General features: G+C 65.8%; 15 protein-coding genes. 10 read left to right on the top strand and 5 right to left on the bottom strand.

All coding sequences use genetic code 11. The annotated features are described in order from the left end of the window. Position 1 precedes the first annotated feature (1 nt). The 4 genes from JQ566_RS19970 (at position 2) to JQ566_RS19955 (ending at position 3,429) form a co-directional block, all read left to right on the top strand. Positions 2-826 (top strand): enoyl-CoA hydratase, encoded by an 825-nt coding sequence (locus JQ566_RS19970; protein WP_212374755.1) that lies wholly within the window; start codon positions 2-4, stop codon positions 824-826. Between the two features lie 123 nt (positions 827-949). Then, complete coding sequence (locus JQ566_RS19965) at positions 950-1,534, top strand: CoA-binding protein (protein WP_212374754.1); 585 nt, start codon at positions 950-952, stop codon at positions 1,532-1,534. 149 nt (positions 1,535-1,683) lie between these two features. After that, positions 1,684-2,964, top strand: coding sequence for an O-acetylhomoserine aminocarboxypropyltransferase (locus tag JQ566_RS19960; protein ID WP_212374751.1), 1,281 nt, complete (start codon positions 1,684-1,686; stop codon positions 2,962-2,964). A gap of 120 nt (positions 2,965-3,084) precedes the next feature. Next, on the top strand, positions 3,085-3,429 hold the full coding sequence (locus JQ566_RS19955; protein WP_212374749.1) for a hypothetical protein: 345 nt from the start codon (positions 3,085-3,087) through the stop codon (positions 3,427-3,429). A 19-nt stretch (positions 3,430-3,448) separates the two neighbouring features. Here the strand turns inward: JQ566_RS19955 and JQ566_RS19950 are convergent, their stop codons facing one another. Then, positions 3,449-4,531, bottom strand: coding sequence for a COX15/CtaA family protein (locus JQ566_RS19950; RefSeq protein WP_212374747.1), 1,083 nt, complete (start codon positions 4,529-4,531; stop codon positions 3,449-3,451). Positions 4,532-4,624: 93 nt separating this feature from the next. On the opposite strand from JQ566_RS19950, the gene JQ566_RS19945 reads away from it, so the two are divergent. Beyond that, positions 4,625-4,846, top strand: a complete 222-nt coding sequence (locus JQ566_RS19945; protein WP_061877803.1) for a DUF2842 domain-containing protein — start codon at positions 4,625-4,627, stop codon at positions 4,844-4,846. Here the strand turns inward: JQ566_RS19945 and JQ566_RS19940 are convergent. Continuing rightward, positions 4,843-5,889 (bottom strand): polysaccharide deacetylase family protein, encoded by a 1,047-nt coding sequence (locus JQ566_RS19940; RefSeq protein ID WP_212374745.1) that lies wholly within the window; start codon positions 5,887-5,889, stop codon positions 4,843-4,845. The two genes, JQ566_RS19945 and JQ566_RS19940, sit on opposite strands and share 4 nt — an antisense overlap. A 130-nt stretch (positions 5,890-6,019) precedes the next feature. On the opposite strand from JQ566_RS19940, the gene JQ566_RS19935 reads away from it, so the two are divergent. After that, positions 6,020-7,201, top strand: coding sequence for a GNAT family N-acetyltransferase (locus JQ566_RS19935; RefSeq protein WP_212374743.1), 1,182 nt, complete (start codon positions 6,020-6,022; stop codon positions 7,199-7,201). Positions 7,202-7,404: 203 nt separating this feature from the next. On the opposite strand, the gene JQ566_RS19930 is transcribed toward JQ566_RS19935, so the two are convergent. Then, on the bottom strand, positions 7,405-9,699 hold the full coding sequence (locus JQ566_RS19930) for a GumC family protein (protein ID WP_212374741.1): 2,295 nt from the start codon (positions 9,697-9,699) through the stop codon (positions 7,405-7,407). A gap of 191 nt (positions 9,700-9,890) precedes the next feature. On the opposite strand from JQ566_RS19930, the gene JQ566_RS19925 reads away from it, so the two are divergent. From JQ566_RS19925 to JQ566_RS19915, 3 genes are all read left to right on the top strand, one after another. Then, entirely contained in the window at positions 9,891-11,024 is a 1,134-nt protein-coding gene (locus JQ566_RS19925; protein WP_212374739.1) for a glycosyltransferase family 4 protein, read from the top strand. A gap of 118 nt (positions 11,025-11,142) precedes the next feature. Then, positions 11,143-12,693 carry an undecaprenyl-phosphate glucose phosphotransferase gene (locus JQ566_RS19920; protein WP_212374737.1) on the top strand — a complete coding sequence of 517 codons (1,551 nt, stop codon included), beginning with the start codon at positions 11,143-11,145 and terminating at the stop codon, positions 12,691-12,693. Positions 12,694-12,846: 153 nt separating this feature from the next. Continuing rightward, positions 12,847-14,103: an O-antigen ligase family protein gene (locus JQ566_RS19915; RefSeq protein ID WP_212374735.1), complete on the top strand. Its 1,257-nt coding sequence runs from the start codon at positions 12,847-12,849 to the stop codon at positions 14,101-14,103. On the opposite strand, the gene JQ566_RS19910 is transcribed toward JQ566_RS19915, so the two are convergent. Then, a complete protein-coding gene (locus JQ566_RS19910; protein ID WP_212375054.1) occupies positions 14,072-14,548 on the bottom strand; it encodes a MarR family winged helix-turn-helix transcriptional regulator in 477 nt (158 codons plus the stop codon). The two genes, JQ566_RS19915 and JQ566_RS19910, sit on opposite strands and share 32 nt — an antisense overlap. 147 nt (positions 14,549-14,695) lie before the next feature. Here JQ566_RS19910 and JQ566_RS19905 point away from each other — a divergent pair, with 147 nt between their 5' ends. Then, a complete protein-coding gene (locus tag JQ566_RS19905; RefSeq protein WP_212374733.1) occupies positions 14,696-15,892 on the top strand; it encodes an FAD-dependent monooxygenase in 1,197 nt (398 codons plus the stop codon). Positions 15,893-16,022: 130 nt separating this feature from the next. Here JQ566_RS19905 and JQ566_RS19900 read toward each other — a convergent pair whose 3' ends face one another. Further along, positions 16,023-17,201 (bottom strand): saccharopine dehydrogenase family protein, encoded by a 1,179-nt coding sequence (locus tag JQ566_RS19900; protein WP_212374729.1) that lies wholly within the window; start codon positions 17,199-17,201, stop codon positions 16,023-16,025. Between the last annotated feature and the right edge of the window lie 6 nt (positions 17,202-17,207).

The raw sequence follows: 17,207 nt of genomic DNA, 5'->3' as shown, positions 1-17,207 counted from the left end.
AATGTCCGTCCAGGCCGCCCGCGCCCCCTCCCCGCAACCGCCGATCCTGCTGCGCGAGATCGTCGGCAGCGTCGCCGTGCTCACGCTGAACCGACCAGCCGCGCGCAACAGCCTTTCGGAGGCGATGATCGGACAGCTGCATGCGAGCCTCAATGCGATCGCGGAAGACAAGCACATCCGTGCGGCCGTCATCGCAGCCAACGGCCCCGCTTTTTCCGCCGGCCACGACATCAAGGAACTGACCGCGCGCCGCACCGATCCGGATCGCGGCCGGGCTTATTTTGCGCAGATCATGACGGCGTGCAGCGCCATGATGCAGGCGATTGTGCGCCTGCCCAAGCCCGTGGTCGCTGCCGTCCAGGGCATCGCGACGGCGGCCGGCTGCCAGCTCGTGGCAAGCTGCGATCTGGCGATCGCCTCGGAGGCGGCGAGCTTCGCCACTCCCGGCGTCGACATCGGCCTGTTCTGCTCGACGCCGATGGTGGCACTGTCGCGCAACGTGCCGCGCAAGCAGGCGATGGAGATGTTGCTGACGGGCGAGCCTATTCCGGCGGCGCGTGCCCGCGAGATCGGGCTCGTCAATCGCGTCGTCCCCGCCGGCACCGAGCGCGATGCCGCGATTGCGCTGGCGCAGAAAGTCGCGTTGAAATCCGCCTACACGATCAAGCTCGGCAAGGAGGCGTTCTACCGCCAGGCCGAGATGAGCCTTGCAGATGCCTATCGCTATGCCGCAGAGGTCATGACCGAGAACATGATGGCGCGCGACGCCGAGGAAGGCATCGGCGCCTTCATCGAGAAACGCACGCCGACATGGCGGGATGAATAGTCAACTCCTCATCCTGAGGAGCCGCCGAACGCGGCGTCTCGAAGGATAGAGGCCCGACTGCCGCTTCATGGTTCGAGACGCGCGTTCCGCGCTCCCCACCATGAGGGTCAGAGAAAGAAAAACATGAACCACGACGCCTATCCCGACAATTACATCCGCGGCATCCTCAACAGCGTGAAGTCGATCGCGATGGTCGGCGCCTCGCCGGTCAACGTGCGACCGAGCTATTTCGCGTTCAAATATCTGGCGCAGCGCGGCTACGACATGATCCCCATCAATCCCGGCCATGTCGGCAAGGAGCTGCTCGGAAAGCCGTTCGTCGCCTCGCTCTCGGACATCGGCCGTCCCGTCGACATGATCGACATCTTCCGCAATTCCAGCCACATCATGCCCGTCGTCGAAGAGGCACTCACGCTCGATCCGCTGCCGAAGGTGATCTGGATGCAGCTCGGCGCGCGCGACGATGCCGCGGCGGCAAAGGCGGAGTCGGTCGGTATCAAGGTGGTCATGAACCGCTGCCCCAAGATCGAATATGGCCGCCTGTCGTCAGAGATATCCTGGATGGGCGTGAATTCGCGCACGCTCAGCTCAAAGCGGGCGCCGGTACCGACGCAGGGCATGCGGCTATCCCTCAATCGGATGAGCGTCGGTGGTGGCGAAACTGCAGCATCGGATCGCGCCGCGAAAAACAAGAGCGAGCAGAGCTGACGCAATCCGCGAAGGATTCATTTCGCGAACGCGACGATGCGTAGCAAGATCGCTCCCAAATCATTCTGATGTGAAGCGGCGCCTTGACGGCGAGCGCCCCGCCCATCAGCATGCCGCGCGATTTCAGACCACGAGAACAGGACGCCTCAATGAGCGATCGCCTTCCGGGATTTTCAACCCTCGCCGTGCATGCCGGTGCACAGCCCGACCCTACCACCGGCGCGCGCGCGACTCCGATTTATCAAACGACATCATTTGTCTTCAACGACGCCGACCACGCCGCCTCGCTGTTCGGCTTGCAGGCGTTCGGCAACATCTACACCCGCATCGGCAACCCGACCAATGCCGTGCTGGAAGAGCGCGTCGCCGCGCTCGAAGGCGGCACCGCCGCGCTGGCGGTGGCCTCGGGCCATGCCGCGCAGGTCGTGGTGCTGCAACAATTGCTGCAGCCCGGCGACGAGTTCATCGCAGCGCGAAAGCTCTATGGCGGCTCGATCAACCAGTTCACGCATGCGTTCAAGAGTTTTGGCTGGAACGTGGTGTGGGCCGATCCCGATGACATCTCGAGCTTCGAGCGCGCGGTGACGCCGCGCACCAAGGCGATCTTCATCGAGTCCATCGCCAACCCCGCCGGCAGCATCACCGACATCGAGGCGATCTCGACGGTGGCGCGCAAGGCGGGCGTGCCGCTGATCGTCGACAACACGCTGGCCTCGCCCTATCTGATCCGCCCGATCGACCACGGCGCCGACATCGTCGTGCACTCGCTGACGAAATTCTTGGGCGGCCACGGCAATTCGCTCGGCGGCATCATCGTCGATGCCGGCACCTTCGACTGGTCGACCGGCGGCAAATATCCGATGCTGTCGGAGCCGCGGCCGGAATATCACGGCATCCGGCTGCAGGAGACCTTCGGCAATTTCGCTTTCGCGATCGCCTGCCGCGTGCTGGGCCTGCGTGACCTCGGGCCGGCGCTCTCACCGTTCAACGCCTTCATGATCCTGACCGGCATCGAGACGCTGCCGCTGCGCATGCAGAGGCACTGCGACAATGCCAAGGCCGTTGCCGAATACCTCGCGGGACATCCGGCGGTGGCCTCGGTCAGCTACGCCGGCCTGCCGAACGACAAGTACAACCAGCTCGCGCGCAAATACGCGCCGAAGGGCGCGGGCGCCGTGTTCACCTTCAGCCTGAAGGGCGGCTATGACGCCGGCGTCAGCCTGGTGTCGAAGCTGCAGCTGTTCTCGCATCTCGCCAATGTCGGCGACACCCGCTCGCTGGTGATCCACCCCGCCTCGACCACGCACAGCCAGCTCGACGACGCCGCCAAGGTGAAGTCCGGCGCCGGCCCCGACGTGGTGCGGCTCTCGGTCGGGATCGAGGACAAGGAAGATCTGATCGCGGATCTGGAACAGGCGCTGAGCGCGTAACTGTCGTCGTCCGGGGCGGTGTGCCAAGCCGCCCCGGAACAACGCCGTCAGTTAACAGTCATTAACCATATCTGCCGCATACATCGTCTTTGGATTCGCCCCTTTGATTCGGAGCCGACGATGCTGCGCTGGATGGTGCCTGCCCTTGCGGCGATGCTGACGGTTTCGAGCGCGCTGGCCGCCGATCTGCCGGCGACGCCGAAGCGGCGCGTTGCCGTGCCGCCGCAGGACCCGCCCCAGGTCTATGTCGAGACCGATCCGGATGCGCTGATCTCGCCGGCCTATGGCATCGGCAGCTACATCCGCAACCTGCCGGGCACGCCGCTCCTGCCCGGCTCCAACACCTTGCCGGGCTATTACGGCCGGCCCTGGAGCTACGATTATAAGGGCCCGTATTACGGCGGGAAGCAGGTCGACTATTTCTGGCGCCTGCCCTACGCGTGCGGCGTTTACGGCTATTGCTGATCGGCCGGGCTGATGGTGATCAGCCGGGCTGGCTGACCGGAACCGCGCGCGGCTGGGTCTCCGCAGACCGCCGCGATGCGAGCCGTTCAAACTGCATCACCGCCAGTGTGAGCACCAGTATCGCAACCGCCTGATGCGCGAGCGCGAGATCGATCGGCACCTGGTTGAGCAGCGTGAGGACGCCGAGCACCGCCTGCAGGCTCACCGCCGCAAGCAGCCACAGCGCGCCGCTCGCGGCCGCCCCTGCGCGCGAGCGCACCGCGTCGATCGCATGCAGCACCGCCAGCACGAACAGCGCATAGGCCGTCATGCGGTGCTCGAACTGCACCGTCAGCACATTGTCGAACATGTTGCGCCACCACGGCGTCTCGAACCACAACCGATCCGCCGACGGGACGAACGCGCCATCGATCTCAGGCCAGGTGTTGTAGGCGCGGCCCGCGCGCAGGCCCGCGACCAGCGCGCCGAAATAGATCTGCACGAAAGTCACGACGAGAAGCAGCGCGCTGGTGAACCGCAGCCGAGCAGGTGCTGCGATCTGCTGCCGCTCCTTGAGCCGCCGCACCGTCCAGACGATCCCGGCGAAGATCAAAAGCGCCAGCACCAGATGCGTCGCCAGCCGATATTGCGAGACCTCGACCCGCTCGGTCAGGCCCGAGGCGACCATCCACCAGCCGACCGCACCCTGCAGACCGCCGAGCGCGAACAGCAGCCACAGCCGCCGCTTCAGCTCACCGGACAAGCCACCGCGCCAAAGGAAGAACAGGAACGGCAGCAGATAGGCGACGCCGATGAAGCGGCCGAGCAGCCGGTGGCTCCACTCCCACCAAAAAATCTCCTTGAATTCGGACAGGCTCATGCCGGCGTTGAGCTCGCGATATTGCGGAATCTTCTTGTAGGCCTCGAACGCCTCGGTCCACTGCGCCTCGGTGAGCGGCGGCACGCTGCCCATAACGGGTTTCCATTCGACGATCGAGAGGCCGGATTCCGTCAGCCGCGTCGCGCCGCCGACCAGCACCATCAAGGCGATCAGCGCGGCCACGGCGATCAGCCACCAGCGCACGGCGCGGTGCGGCTCGGACAGGGTGGACGTCGTCGTCATCAGGGGCGAAAACCAGGCTTGAACCGGACTGCGTGCCCCTTATAGTCCCCCGCTCCCGCAGCGCAAGTTCCGCCAGGACCGCGACATTCCGCCATGACGATCCGCACCCGCAAGTTCCTCGGCGCCATCCTGCTCCTGGTGCTGGCCACGGTCTGGTCCCTGCTCGGCATGGCGGCGGCGCAGATGCCCTGGATCGCCGAGTCCGGCTGGCGGCAGGCGATCTACTACGTCGTGGTCGGCATGGGCTGGGTGCTGCCGGCGATGCCGATCGTGAGCTGGATGCAGCGGCCCGACCGGGTCAAGTCCACTCGTTAGGTCTTGCCCGGAGCGCTGCCCGTCGGCTTCACCGGCGCAAAGGCAACACCCGACACCAGCACGCGCAGCATCCGCAGCGAACGCACCCGTCCATCCCAGGAAATCCGCGGCAGCGCGCGCAGATTGGTGCGTCCCTCCGCCTCCACGATGCCCGGGATCGTCGACACCGCGCTGGCGAAGCCCGCCTCCTCCGCCATCACGACGTGGCTGCGCCGAAACGAGGAGCGGTCGCCAAACGGAAAGGCGAAATGCCTGATCTCGCGCCGGAAAGCCGATTCCGCGACCGCTTTGCCCATCGTCATTTCGCGCAGCGCGGCGGCATCCTTCATGTTGGCGAGAACGGGATGGTTGACGGTGGCGCTGCCGATCGTCACCAGCGGATCGGCGGCGAGCTTGGCGAGGTCTTCCCAGTCCATCGACGCCTCGCGCGAGAGCGCAGCGAGGTCGACCCGGTAGCGCGTGCAGAGATCGGCGATCGCGACCGACAAATCCGCCGGCGGCAGCGAGCGAAGCCAGCTCTCCAGATACGAAAACAGCGCCTGCTTCCGGGCATTGTCGGCGACGGTGAAGCGCTGCTCCTTCTCCCCCATCATCAGGTTGATCCGGCTCTCGCGCGCGATCACCTGCTCCAGCCCGAGCCACCAGGCCTCGCCGACGCCGTCGGGAAAGGCGGTCGGCACATAGATCGTGAAGGGCACGGCGTGACGTGCGAGCACCGGATAGGCGAAATTGATGAGATCCTTGTTGGCGCCATCGAAGGTCAGCGCCACGAAGCGACGCTTCTCCGGCAGCGTCACCGCGCGCCGGCAGACCTCGTCCATGCCGAGGAAATCGTAATCCCAGCGCCGCAGCGCGCGAATGGCGCGGTCGAGGAATTGCGGCGTGATCTCGTTCGCGCGCAGCGGCTGAAATCCGCGGCGCCGCGGCCGCACATGCGCAAAGCGCAGGATGGCGCCAGCACCGCGACTGCGCAGCGCCGCCTGACCGCTGAACCAGGCCAGCTCGAGGCGCAGCCGTTCCAGCCATCTGTCGTCGGAAGCCAATATCCCACCTTCGCGCTCGCCCGGCAGCCCGTTCCCTCGCTTATTGTCATTACCCTTTGTTGACCTTTGTTTGCAAAGGTCGGCCACAGGCCGAATTACGCATTTTTCGTTTTCTCGACAGGTTTCGCGAATGACCATGGCTGCGGCGATGCAAAGCCGGACGGCAGAAGCGCCAGCGCGGTCGAAAGCGATCCGTATCGCGCTGGTCGATATCGTCACCGATCTCGCCGAGGCCGAGGCGGTCTGGCGTGCCTTCGAGGAAAACGGCCATCTCTTCACGCCCTACCAGCGCTTCGACCTGCTCAGCCCCTGGCAGCGACTGGTCGGCGCCCATGAAGGCGCCCGGCCGTTCATCGTGATCGCCCGCGACACCGAGCGCCGGCCGCTCCTGCTGCTGCCGCTCTCGCTACGCCAAAGCCACGGCGTGCGCACGGCCTGCTTCATGGGCGGCAAGCACACGACCTTCAATATGGGCCTGTGGAATGCCGAGTTCGCGGCGCAGGCTTCAATCGCTCATCTCGACGCGCTGCTTGCGCCGCTGCGCGCGCATGTCGACGTGCTCGCGCTGACGCAGCAGCCGCTGCGCTGGCACGACCAGCAGAACCCGTTTGCAGCTCTGCCGCGGCAGAGCGCGATCAACGGCTGCCCGCTGCTGACGATGGAGCCGGGCGGGCCGCCGGCATCGCGGATCAGCAATTCGCTCCGCCGCCGCCTCAAGAGCAAGGAAAAGAAGCTTCAGTCCCTCGCCGGCTATCGCTATCACCTCGCCACGTCAGACCCAGACATCACCCGCCTGCTCGACTGGTTCTTCCGCGTCAAGCCGGTGCGGATGGCAGAGCAAAAGCTCCCGAACGTCTTCGCCGAGCCAGGCGTCGAGCAGTTCGTCCGCAGCGCCTGCCTTGCGCCGCGCGGTGAAGGGCGCGTCATCGACATCCACGCCCTCGAATGCGACGACGAGGTGATCGCGATCTTCGCCGGCGTCGCCGATGGCCAGCGCTTCTCGATGATGTTCAACACCTACACGATGTCCGAGCACGCCCGCTACAGCCCCGGCCTGATCCTGATGCGCTACATCATCGATCGCTACGGCGAACGCGGCTACCGCTCGCTCGACCTCGGCATCGGTGCGGACGAGTACAAGCGGATGTTCTGCAGGGACGACGAAGACATCTTCGACAGCTTCGTCCCCCTGACCTCGCGCGGAAAACTCGCGGCGATGGCGATGTCCTCGCTCAGCCGCGGCAAGCGGCTGGTGAAGCAGAACCAGATGCTGTTCGACATGGCCCGACGGCTGCGGCAGGCGTTCGGGTAAAACCTCTCCGCACACGCCGATGTCGTAGGGTGGGCAAAGCGAAGCGTGCCCACGTCTTCTGTTGCTGTATTGGACAGATGGTGGGCACGGCACAAACGCGCCTTTGCCCACCCTACGATTCCGGACTCGTGGAGAGAGACCCCGTCTCGCCGCTTTGCGACGAGCCACCCTCTCCCACAAGGCGAGAGGAGTAAGAAAGAAGCCTACGCCGCCACGACGCGCGGCGTCTCCATTGCATCCGACGGCTGCACCGGCTTGCTCAGCATGGTCACCTCGCTGAAGCCGACCGCTCTCAGCTGCTCGCACATCTGCGTGCGCGCATCCGGTGCCATCGACGCATCGGGCACCACGACGGCGCGGGCATGCGCCGTCAGCAATTCGGCCGGAAGGTCGGAGGCGCTACCGGCGTCGATCAGCACGTGATCGTAGGCGCGCAGCAGCGCGTCGATCGCGAGCGCCACGCGCGGCGATTGCAGCAGGCTGCGGTCGAAGCCGGGACGACCGGCCATGACCAGATGCAGCCGCGAGAGCTTGTCGCGGGTGATGATTTGCGCGAACGAGGCCTCGCCCTGCATCAGCTCGGCAAGGCCCGGAGCCGACGCATCGACGGACACCGCGGCAATGGTCGGTGAGGACGCGGCGAGATCGACCACGACGACGCGGGCATCGCGCGAAAGGTGCCGGGCCAGCGTCAACGTCGACAGCGTGATGGCTTCGCCGGACGCGGTGCCGAGCACCGTGACCTTCCTGGCCGCCGCGCCCGCGGCACGCAGGCCTTCGGCGAGCTGCTCGATCTCGGCAAACTCCGTCACACCGGCATCGGCCGTCATCGCCGGCTGAAGCGGCGCCGGCTCACCCATCACCGGTTCGACGACCGGCTCGACCACCGGCGGAACGAGCGGCGGGACGAACGGTTCCTGCCGAACCGCCGCCTGGGCGTGCGCCGGCGCCGGAGTGAACACGGCTGCTGCGCGCGGCGCGGTCTGACGCAGCAGCTCACCGGTGACGACGACGCCGGACGACAGCAGCAGCGTCGCGATCGTCGCGATCAGCACGATCGGCAGCTTCTTCGGATAGGCCGGCGTGTTCGAGACGATGGCGCGCGAGATGATGCGGCCGTCGGTCGGGGCGGTGTCGATGGTTTCGCGGGTGTTGGCCTCGCGGTACTTGGCCAGATAAGTCTCGAGCAGATCGCGCTGCGCCTTGGCCTCGCGCTCCAGCGCGCGGAGCTGGACGTCCTGACCGTTGGTCGAGGCCGCCTGCTTCTTGAGCTGCTCGAGGCTCACGGTCAGGCCATCGACCCGGCCGCTGGCGATCCTTGCGTCGCTTTCAAGCGAGCGCGAGATCTTGGCCGCTTCGTCGCGGATTTGATTGTCGAGGTCGCCAAGCTGGGCCTTCAGCTCCTTGATCCGCGGATGATTGCCGAGCAGCGTGGATGACTGTTCGGCCAGCTGCGCGCGCAGCGTCACCCTTTGCTCCGACAACCGGCGCATCAATTCGGAGTTCACGACCTCGGACGCCTCGATCGGCTTGCCGCTCTGGAGCATTTCCTTGATCAGCCGTGCCTTGGATTCCGCGTCCGCCTTCATCGAGCGAGCATTGTTGAGCTGGGTGTTGACCTCGCCCATCTGCTGGTTCGACAGCGTGGTGTTGTTGGTGCCGACGAACAGGCTCGACTTGGACCGGAAGTCCTCCACCCTGGCCTCGGCCTCGGACACCTTCTTGCGCAAATTCTCGATCTCGCCGGCCAGCCATTGACTGGCGTTCTTGGCCTGCTCCTGGCGGGCGGCCTGCTGGAGCACGAGATAGCCGTCGGCGATCGAATTGGCGACGCGGGCGGCAAGCTCGGGATCGGCGGACTGGAATTCGACCACGATCACGCGCGACTTGTCGACCGCGTAGGCCTGGAGGCGTTCGTAATAGGCATCGAGCACGCGCTCTTCCGGCGTCATCGCGAACGGATCGCGGCCGATGCCGATCAGCGCGGCAAGAGACTTCAGCGGCGAGATGCCTTGCAGCACCGGGTCGAATTCAGGGCGTTCCGCAAGCTTGTTCTTCTTGATGATCTCGCGCGCGAGATCGCGCGACAGCACCAGCTGCACCTGGCTGGTGACGGCCTCGGCGTCGAGTGCCTGCCGCTCCTCGGTACGGTCGCTGCTCGGGCGCAGGAACACGTTCTCGCGGCCGTCGATCAGGATGCGGGCTTCGGACTTGTAGCGCGGCGTGACGAGATTGACGACAGCGAGGGACGCAACGAGCGCCAGCACCGTCGGCACGATGATCCAGCTGCGCTTGCGCGCCAATACCGCGCCGAGCGCGTGCAGGTCGATGTCGCCGGATTCGACTGCTGCCTGCTTCGCGACAACGGGCGCAGGCTTTGCTTCGACCTTGGCTTCAACTTTGGCTTCGACCTTGGGCGCAGCTTCGCCTTTGGACTTCGAGACAGCCCTTTCGATCACCGCCTTGTTCTTGCCGGCACGCCAGAACGCTAAACGCATCGAACACTCCCGCAGGGCAACGCTGCGACTCTACCTCAACCGGGGCGATTACACTCCATTAAGGTTGCCGCTGGGTTAATCGCGACATCGCGCGCGTGCGCGTCACCGTTTGTTAACCACGAGGCCCCTTAATCCCTCTCGATTATTTCGTGAGAATTGTTCGGCAGTCGCCGTCGAGCTGGTTTTGGATCATGCCCCCCTCTCCCGACCGGCCGCTTCGCATCCTGCACGCCGTGCGTGCTCCGGTCGGCGGCATCTTCCGCCACATCCTCGACGTCGCCAACGGCCAGGTCGATCGCGGCCATCATGTCGGCATCCTCGCCGACAGCCTCACCGGCGGCGAACGTGCCGACAAGGCCCTTGCCGAGCTCGCACCGCGCCTGAAGCTCGGCGTGCACCGCATGGCGATCCGCCGCGAGCCGTCACCCGATGATGTCATGGTATGGCTGCGGATGCGGCGCCTGATCGCGACGCTCAAGCCTGATGTCATGCACGGCCACGGCGCCAAGGCCGGCGCCTTCATCCGCATGCGCCGGCGCTCGGACGACACGATCCGCATCTATACCCCGCATGGCGGCTCGCTGCATTATCCCCTCAACACCTTCAAGGGCGAGTTCTACGCGCGGCTCGAACGCGCGCTGATGGGCGCGACCGATCTGTTCCTGTTCGAGAGCGCGTTTGCCCGCGACACCTATCAGCGCATCGTCGGCACGCCCAAGGGCGTGGTGCATTGTGTCTTCAATGGCGTCACTCCGGAGGAGTTCGAGCCCGTCGTAACGGCCGACGATGCGACCGACCTCTGCTATGTCGGCGAGTTCAGGCACATCAAGGGCGCCGACCTGCTGGTCGACGCCGTGGCGCGCCTGCATGAAGGCGGCAAGAAGGTCACGCTCACGCTCGGCGGTGACGGCGAGGAGACGGCCGCGCTGAAGGCGCAGGTCGAAAGGCTCGGCCTCGCCAGCGCCATCCGCTTCATCGGTCACGTCAAGGCGCGCTACGGCTTCTCCAAGGGGCGGCTGCTGGTCGTCCCCTCTCGCGGCGATTCCATGCCCTACGTCGTGATCGAGGCCGGCGCCGCGGGTATTCCAATGATCGCATCCAAGATCGGCGGCATCCCCGAGATCTTGGGCGCCGAGAGCCCAGCTCTGTTCGCGCCGAGCGATTCAGAGGCGATGGCGGAGGCGATCGCCGCCGCACTGGACGATCCGCAAACCACCGCGCAGCGCGCGGTGTCCTTGCGCGAGCGCATCTCGGCGCAGTTCTCGCAAGCCGCGATGGTCGAGGGCGTGCTTGCCGGCTATCGCGACGCATTTGCCAATCATTAACCACCCTTACGGCCGCTTTAGAAAATCTTCCGATTTGTTCGATAATCGAAGCGCCAGGGGATGCTTGCCCGGGGCGCGCAAGGCCGTGCCGCGGGTTTTGGAATGGACGTGGACGCCCGTGGAACCGCTCAACGCACGCTCGATGCTCGATGCCGCGACCAGCGCTGCGGCAAAGCCGGCTGACCAGCCCTTTGTGGAGCGCCGTCGCCGGCTCTCGCCTGCGGCGCTCGAAGTCGTCAACCAGAAGGTCGCCCGCGCCTATTCGCCGATCGTGATCGCCGGTTTCGTGCGCCTGGCCGATTTCGCGCTGCTGAGCCTCGTCGGCATTGCACTCTATGTCGGCTATGTCATGCCGCTGTCCGGCGCCTTCAGCTGGGTTTATCCGGCCGAGGTCGTCGCCGTCGCGGTGGCCGCCGTGGTCTGCTTCCAGGCCGCCGACATCTACCAGGTGCAGTTGTTCCGCGGCCAGCTGCGGCAGATGACGCGGATGATCTCGTCCTGGTCGTTCGTCTTCCTGCTCTTCATCGGCATCTCCTTTTTCGCCAAATACGGCAGCGAAATCTCGCGGCTGTGGCTGGCCGCCTTCTACTTCCTCGGGCTCGCCGCGCTGATGGCCGAGCGACTGGTGCTGCGCTCGCTGGTGCGCGGCTGGGCGCGCCAGGGCCGGCTCGACCGCCGCACCATCATCGTCGGCTCCGACAGCAACGGCGAGCAGCTGGTCGAGGCGCTGAAGGCGCAGGAAGATTCCGACATCCACGTGCTCGGCGTGTTCGACGACCGCAACGACAGCCGCGCGCTCGACACCTGCGCCGGCGCGCGCAAGCTCGGCAAGGTCGACGATATCGTCGAGTTCGCCCGCCGCACCCGCGTCGATCTCGTGCTGTTCGCGCTGCCGATCTCGGCGGAGACGCGCATCCTGGAGATGCTGAAGAAGCTCTGGGTGCTGCCGGTCGACATTCGCCTGTCCGCGCACACCAACAAGCTGCGCTTCCGTCCCCGCTCCTATTCCTATCTCGGCGAGGTGCCGACGCTCGACGTGTTCGAGGCGCCGATCACCGACTGGGACCTGGTGATGAAATGGCTGTTCGACCGCGTCGTCGGCAGCCTCGCGCTGCTCGCCGCCCTGCCGGTGATGGGCCTCGTAGCGCTGGCGGTGAAGCTCGACAGCCCGGGTCCGGTGCTGTTCTGCCAGAAGCGTTTCGGCTTCAACAACGAGCGCATCGACGTCTACAAGTTCCGCTCGATGTACCACCATCAGGCCGACCCGACCGCTTCGAAGGTCGTGACCAAGAACGATCCGCGCGTCACCCGTGTCGGCCGCTTCATCCGCAAGACCAGCCTGGACGAGCTGCCGCAGCTCTTCAACGTGGTGTTTTCCGGCAACCTCTCGCTGGTCGGCCCGCGTCCGCATGCGGTGCAGGGCAAGCTCCAGAGCCGCCTGTTCGACGAAGCCGTCGACGGCTATTTCGCCCGCCACCGCGTCAAGCCCGGCATCACCGGCTGGGCCCAGATCAACGGCTGGCGCGGCGAGATCGACAACGAAGAGAAGATCCAGAAGCGCGTCGAGTTCGACCTCTATTACATCGAGAACTGGTCGGTGCTGTTCGACCTCTACATTCTCCTGAAGACGCCGATCTCGCTGCTGACCAAGAACGAGAACGCGTATTGAATTGAGTTTCTCCGTCATGCCCCGGCTTGACCGGGGCATCCAGTACGCCGCAGCGGCAGCTGTTCTGCGCAATGGGCGCCGCGGAGTACTGGATCGCCCGGTCAAGCCGGGCGATGACAGCGTTGTGTGGCGTGCGAGTAGCGTGAGCGTGTGATGGCGTATGCGGCGACAGCCGGTGGAGTGAACGTTGCCGCACCGGCTGCCCCCGGCGTGCTGGCGCTGCAGCGCGCGCTGGTGTGGCTGGTCGGTGCCTGCGGCGCCATCGTCTTCATCGAGCCGAGCCCCTACGAGATCGCGACGCTGCTCGCGACCGTCGCCTTCTTCGCCACCGGCCTGCGCCTGCGGCTCGTGCTGATGCCGCTGGTGTTGATGCTGATCCTGCTCAATGTCGGCTACACCATCAGCGCGATCCCGCTGCTCGAGCAGCCCGAGGTGGTGAGCTGGATCGCGACCTCCTGGTACATGGCGGTGACCGTGGTGTTCTTCGCCATGGTCACCTCGGAGGACACGGCGGCCCGACTTGACATGCTGCGCCGCGGCCTCGTGGTCGGCGCGATAGTTGCCTCGCTGCTGGCGGTCGCCGGCTACTTCCACCTGGTTCCCGGCGGCAACGACCTCCTGACGCTCTACGGCCGCGCGCGCGGCACGTTCAAGGACCCGAACGTGCTCGGCGCCTTCCTGATCCTGCCGGCGCTGTTTGCGCTCCAGAGCGTGGTCTCCGACAAATTGGCCAAGGCCTTTCGCAACGTCATCGCCTTCGGCATCATGTCGCTGGCGATCCTGCTTGCCTTCTCCCGTGCCGCCTGGGGCGGGCTGGTGCTGACCTCCGCCTTCATGCTGGCGCTGATGGTGCTGACCAGCCGCACCAACGCGCAGCGCTCGCGCATCATCATCATGGCGATCGTCGCCGCGGTGCTGGGGCTGGCGCTGATCGCGGTGCTGCTGTCGTTCGATTCCACCGCCGAGATGTTCAAGCAGCGCGCGAGCTTCGACCAGAGCTATGACGAGGGCCGCTTCGGCCGGTTCGGCCGCCACATCCTCGGCGCAGAGATGGCGCTGGACCTGCCATTCGGCATCGGCCCCCTGCAATTCCACCGCTACTTCCCCGAGGACACCCACAACTCCTACCTCAACGCCTTCATGTCCGGCGGCTGGCTCTCCGGCGTGTGCTATCCCGCGCTGGTCTTCACCACCGTCATCATGGGCTTCCGCCACATCTTCATCCCTGTGCCGTGGCAGCGCGCCTATCTCGCGGTGTTTTCCGCCTTCCTCGGCACCGTCGGCGAAAGCTTCGTGATCGATACCGACCACTGGCGGCACTTCTGGATGATGCTGGGCACGATGTGGGGCATGATCGCGGCGGCGCAGATCTACAAGATCAGGGGTTCGGACGAAGCTTCTTCAGCTTGAGATCGGGACGCTTCTCCGGCGGCGTATCGAGCAGGCTCTTCAGCGCTTCCGTTGCCGCGAGCACGCCCTTGTAGCCCTCATTGGCGAAGCGCAGCAGCAGGCGCAGCTCCTCGTCCGAATAGGCGCCAAACACCTTTTCCATCGCCTGCTGCATCGGCACGTAGAGCTGGCCGATCTTCATGGCCGTCTCAGGCACGACGGCAATGAAGACCTTGCGGCGATCGGCCTCGTCCCGCTCGCGGCGCACGAGGCCGGCCTTTTCGAGCCGGTCGATCACGCCGGTGATGGCGCCGGTCGTGAGCCCCGTGACCTCGGCGAGCCGGCCCGCAGGGACGCGGCCTTCGAGATACAGGATGTCCATGCATTCCAGGTCGGAGTTGGCAATTCCGGCAACGTTCGCAACGGTCTGGCCGTAGAGCACGCCCTGCGCCGACGACCTGCGCATCGCCTCCTCGAGCTCCTGCAACAGCGCCGCGCGCGCCTTCGTCCTTGACAAGACCGGCCTCTTCTCTTACTCGATATATATCTTAGTCGCTAAGAGATTTAGCGACCGTAATTTCTCCTAGCACCACGGAAACGTTGGGAGCAAGCCATGTCCAGCCGCCCCCGCAAGGCCCTGATCATCGGTGCCGGCATCGCCGGGCCCGTCGCCGCCATCCTGCTGCGCCGCGCCGGCATCGAGTCCGCGATCTACGAGGCGTGGCCTTATTCGAAAGGTATCGGCGGCGGCCTGCAGATCGCGCCGAACGGCATGCATGTCATGGACGAGATCGGGCTCGCCAACGAGCTCATCAGCCGTGGCTCGGTCGCGGAAGCCTTCGACTTCTATTCGCAAGGCGGCGAGAAGCTCGGCTCGATCAACCGCGATTTGGCGCGGCGCTTCGGCCAGCCCGCGGTCAACATCTCCCGCGCCACGCTGAACGAGATCCTGATCGACAAGGCCTGGTGCGCCAGCGTCTCGCTCTATTTCGAGAAGCGGCTGATCAAGGTCGAGGATCGCGGCGACCAGCCGATCATCGCCTACTTCGCCGACGGCACCACGGCCGAAGGCGATTTCCTGATCGGCGCCGACGGCGTGCACTCGGTCGTGCGCCGCCAGGTCGTGCCGGACGGACCGCAGCCGTTCGACACCGGCCTGATCGGCTTCGGCGGCTTCGTGCCGCACGCCGTGCTCGACGGAAGGCCGATCGGACGGCACGTCGAGACCACGTTCGGACAAAGCGGCTTCTTCGGCTACGGCCATTGCAGCCCCGATCCGAACGACGGCGTGATGTGGTGGAGCACGCAGCCCGCGCACGACATGGACGCGGCGATGTTCCGCGCGCTCGATCACGCCACTCTGAAGCAGCATCTGCGCGGCTTCCACCGCGGCTGGCACGATCCGATCCCTGCCATCATCGAAGCGGCCGAGAACATCGTCGTCACCGACACGCTCGACGTCGCGACCCTGCCGACCTGGTCGCGCAAGCGCTCGCTGTTGATCGGCGATGCCGCGCACGCAACCAGCCCTCACGCCGGCCAGGGCGCCTCGCTGGCGCTGGAGGACGCGATGCGGCTCGCGCGCCTGATGCAGGAGCGGCAGGAGCTCGGCGCCACCTTCCAGGCCTTCGAGGCCGAGCGCCGCCCGCGCACCGAGAAGATCGTCGCGATGGCGCGCCGCAACGGCAACAGCAAGCGCGAGTTCAGCGCCACCGGCGCCTGGATGCGCAACCGGATGCTGAAATGGCTGCTGCCGCTCGGGGCCAAGGGCATGGAGTTCATGTACGCGTATGACGCGCGGGCGGTGTAGCGGCACGAACACTGCCGTAGGGTGGGCAAAGGCGCAACGCGCCGTGCCCACCATCTCTCCGCAACCGCGATGAAGTGGTGGGCACGCTTCGCTTTGCCCACCCTACGGCAGCTTGCAAGCCGGACGACAGTTAGCCTTCCACCCTGAACGTCAGCCCCGCATTGTCCTGCAGCCGCTTGATCAGCTTGTGCTGCATGGCTGCACCCGGGGTCCAGAAGCCGGCTGGAACGTCCGTCGCATCGCGCAGCAGGCAGATCGCGCATTCGGAGATCATCTTGGAGGTCGAGCCGTAGCCGGGATCGCGGTCGCCGGTGACGCCGGCGCGGACCATGCGGCCATCAGGCGCGATCGCGACATAGAGCAGATTGAACAGGCCCTTCTCGCGCTCTTCCTTCGAGGGCCCCTCGCCCGGCTTCGGCGCGTTCGGGCCGGTCTTCTCGGCATTGGCCGCCATCACGCGCTTGGCGTTGGCCTCGCCCTTCTCGCCGGGGCCGGTCAAAACCATCTCGTCGTAGACGAACTCCTTCCCGTAGGGAAAGCCCATCAGCATGTTGGAGCGATGGACGTTGCGGGTGTTGATCAGCGCCATCATGAACGGCGCGGCCCAGGATTGCAGGTCCTCCTCGAAGACCGCCCTGTTGCCCTTCGGCTGCTTCGGACCGGTGAAGCCCGGCGTCAGCGCGAAGTGATCGTTGAGGATGGCGACGAGGCTGAGGTCCTTGGCGACGGCGTCGAAGGTCGCTTTCGCGCTCGCCGCGGTGCCGCCGGACAGCGTGCCGCGCATGTCGCGCACGCGGCCTTTCACGCGTGCGGCCGGCGCGCCGAACACGCGCCTCGCCTCTTCCTGCACGAAGAAGGTGCCAAGCTCGAACGGCACGGAATCATACCCGCAGGAAAACACGATGCGCGCCCCGCTCGCCTTGGCCGCCGCCTCGTACTTGTCGATCATCTGCCGCATCCACACCGGCTCGCCGCAGAGATCGAAATAGTCTGCACCCGCAGCGACGCAGGCCGCGAGCAGGTCCTCGCCGTAGAATTGGTACGGACCGACCGTCGTGATCACCGACTTCGTCTGCGCCACCATCGCCTTCAGCGACGCCGCATCCGACGCATCCGCCACGATCAGCGGCGTGTCGGCGGGCGCGCGAATCGCATCGCGCACCGATTTCAGCTTGTCGAGGCTGCGTCCCGCCATCGCCCATTTCAGCGCCTTGTCGTCCTTGTAATGCGCCGCCAGATATTCGGCGACGAGCTGGCCGGTGAAACCGGTCGCGCCGTAGACGACGATGTCGAATTTCGCAGAGCTCATGATCGG

It is taken from the genome of Bradyrhizobium sp. SZCCT0231 (assembly GCF_018130245.1).
Taxonomy (GTDB): Bacteria; Pseudomonadota; Alphaproteobacteria; order Rhizobiales; family Xanthobacteraceae; genus Bradyrhizobium; species Bradyrhizobium japonicum_F.
The sequence above is the reverse complement of the archived record's forward strand: the minus strand, read 5'-3'. Positions and strand labels throughout refer to the sequence as shown.

Coding starts and splice junctions, on each gene's coding strand:
- JQ566_RS19970 (WP_212374755.1), top strand. CDS start 2: ATGTCCGTCCAGGCCGCCCGCGCCCCCTCCCCGCAACCGCCGATCCTG.
- JQ566_RS19965 (WP_212374754.1), top strand. CDS start 950: ATGAACCACGACGCCTATCCCGACAATTACATCCGCGGCATCCTCAAC.
- JQ566_RS19960 (WP_212374751.1), top strand. CDS start 1,684: ATGAGCGATCGCCTTCCGGGATTTTCAACCCTCGCCGTGCATGCCGGT.
- JQ566_RS19955 (WP_212374749.1), top strand. CDS start 3,085: ATGCTGCGCTGGATGGTGCCTGCCCTTGCGGCGATGCTGACGGTTTCG.
- JQ566_RS19950 (WP_212374747.1), bottom strand. CDS start 4,531: ATGACGACGACGTCCACCCTGTCCGAGCCGCACCGCGCCGTGCGCTGG.
- JQ566_RS19945 (WP_061877803.1), top strand. CDS start 4,625: ATGACGATCCGCACCCGCAAGTTCCTCGGCGCCATCCTGCTCCTGGTG.
- JQ566_RS19935 (WP_212374743.1), top strand. CDS start 6,020: ATGACCATGGCTGCGGCGATGCAAAGCCGGACGGCAGAAGCGCCAGCG.
- JQ566_RS19930 (WP_212374741.1), bottom strand. CDS start 9,699: ATGCGTTTAGCGTTCTGGCGTGCCGGCAAGAACAAGGCGGTGATCGAA.
- JQ566_RS19925 (WP_212374739.1), top strand. CDS start 9,891: ATGCCCCCCTCTCCCGACCGGCCGCTTCGCATCCTGCACGCCGTGCGT.
- JQ566_RS19915 (WP_212374735.1), top strand. CDS start 12,847: ATGGCGTATGCGGCGACAGCCGGTGGAGTGAACGTTGCCGCACCGGCT.
- JQ566_RS19910 (WP_212375054.1), bottom strand. CDS start 14,548: ATGCGCAGGTCGTCGGCGCAGGGCGTGCTCTACGGCCAGACCGTTGCG.
- JQ566_RS19905 (WP_212374733.1), top strand. CDS start 14,696: ATGTCCAGCCGCCCCCGCAAGGCCCTGATCATCGGTGCCGGCATCGCC.
- JQ566_RS19900 (WP_212374729.1), bottom strand. CDS start 17,201: ATGAGCTCTGCGAAATTCGACATCGTCGTCTACGGCGCGACCGGTTTC.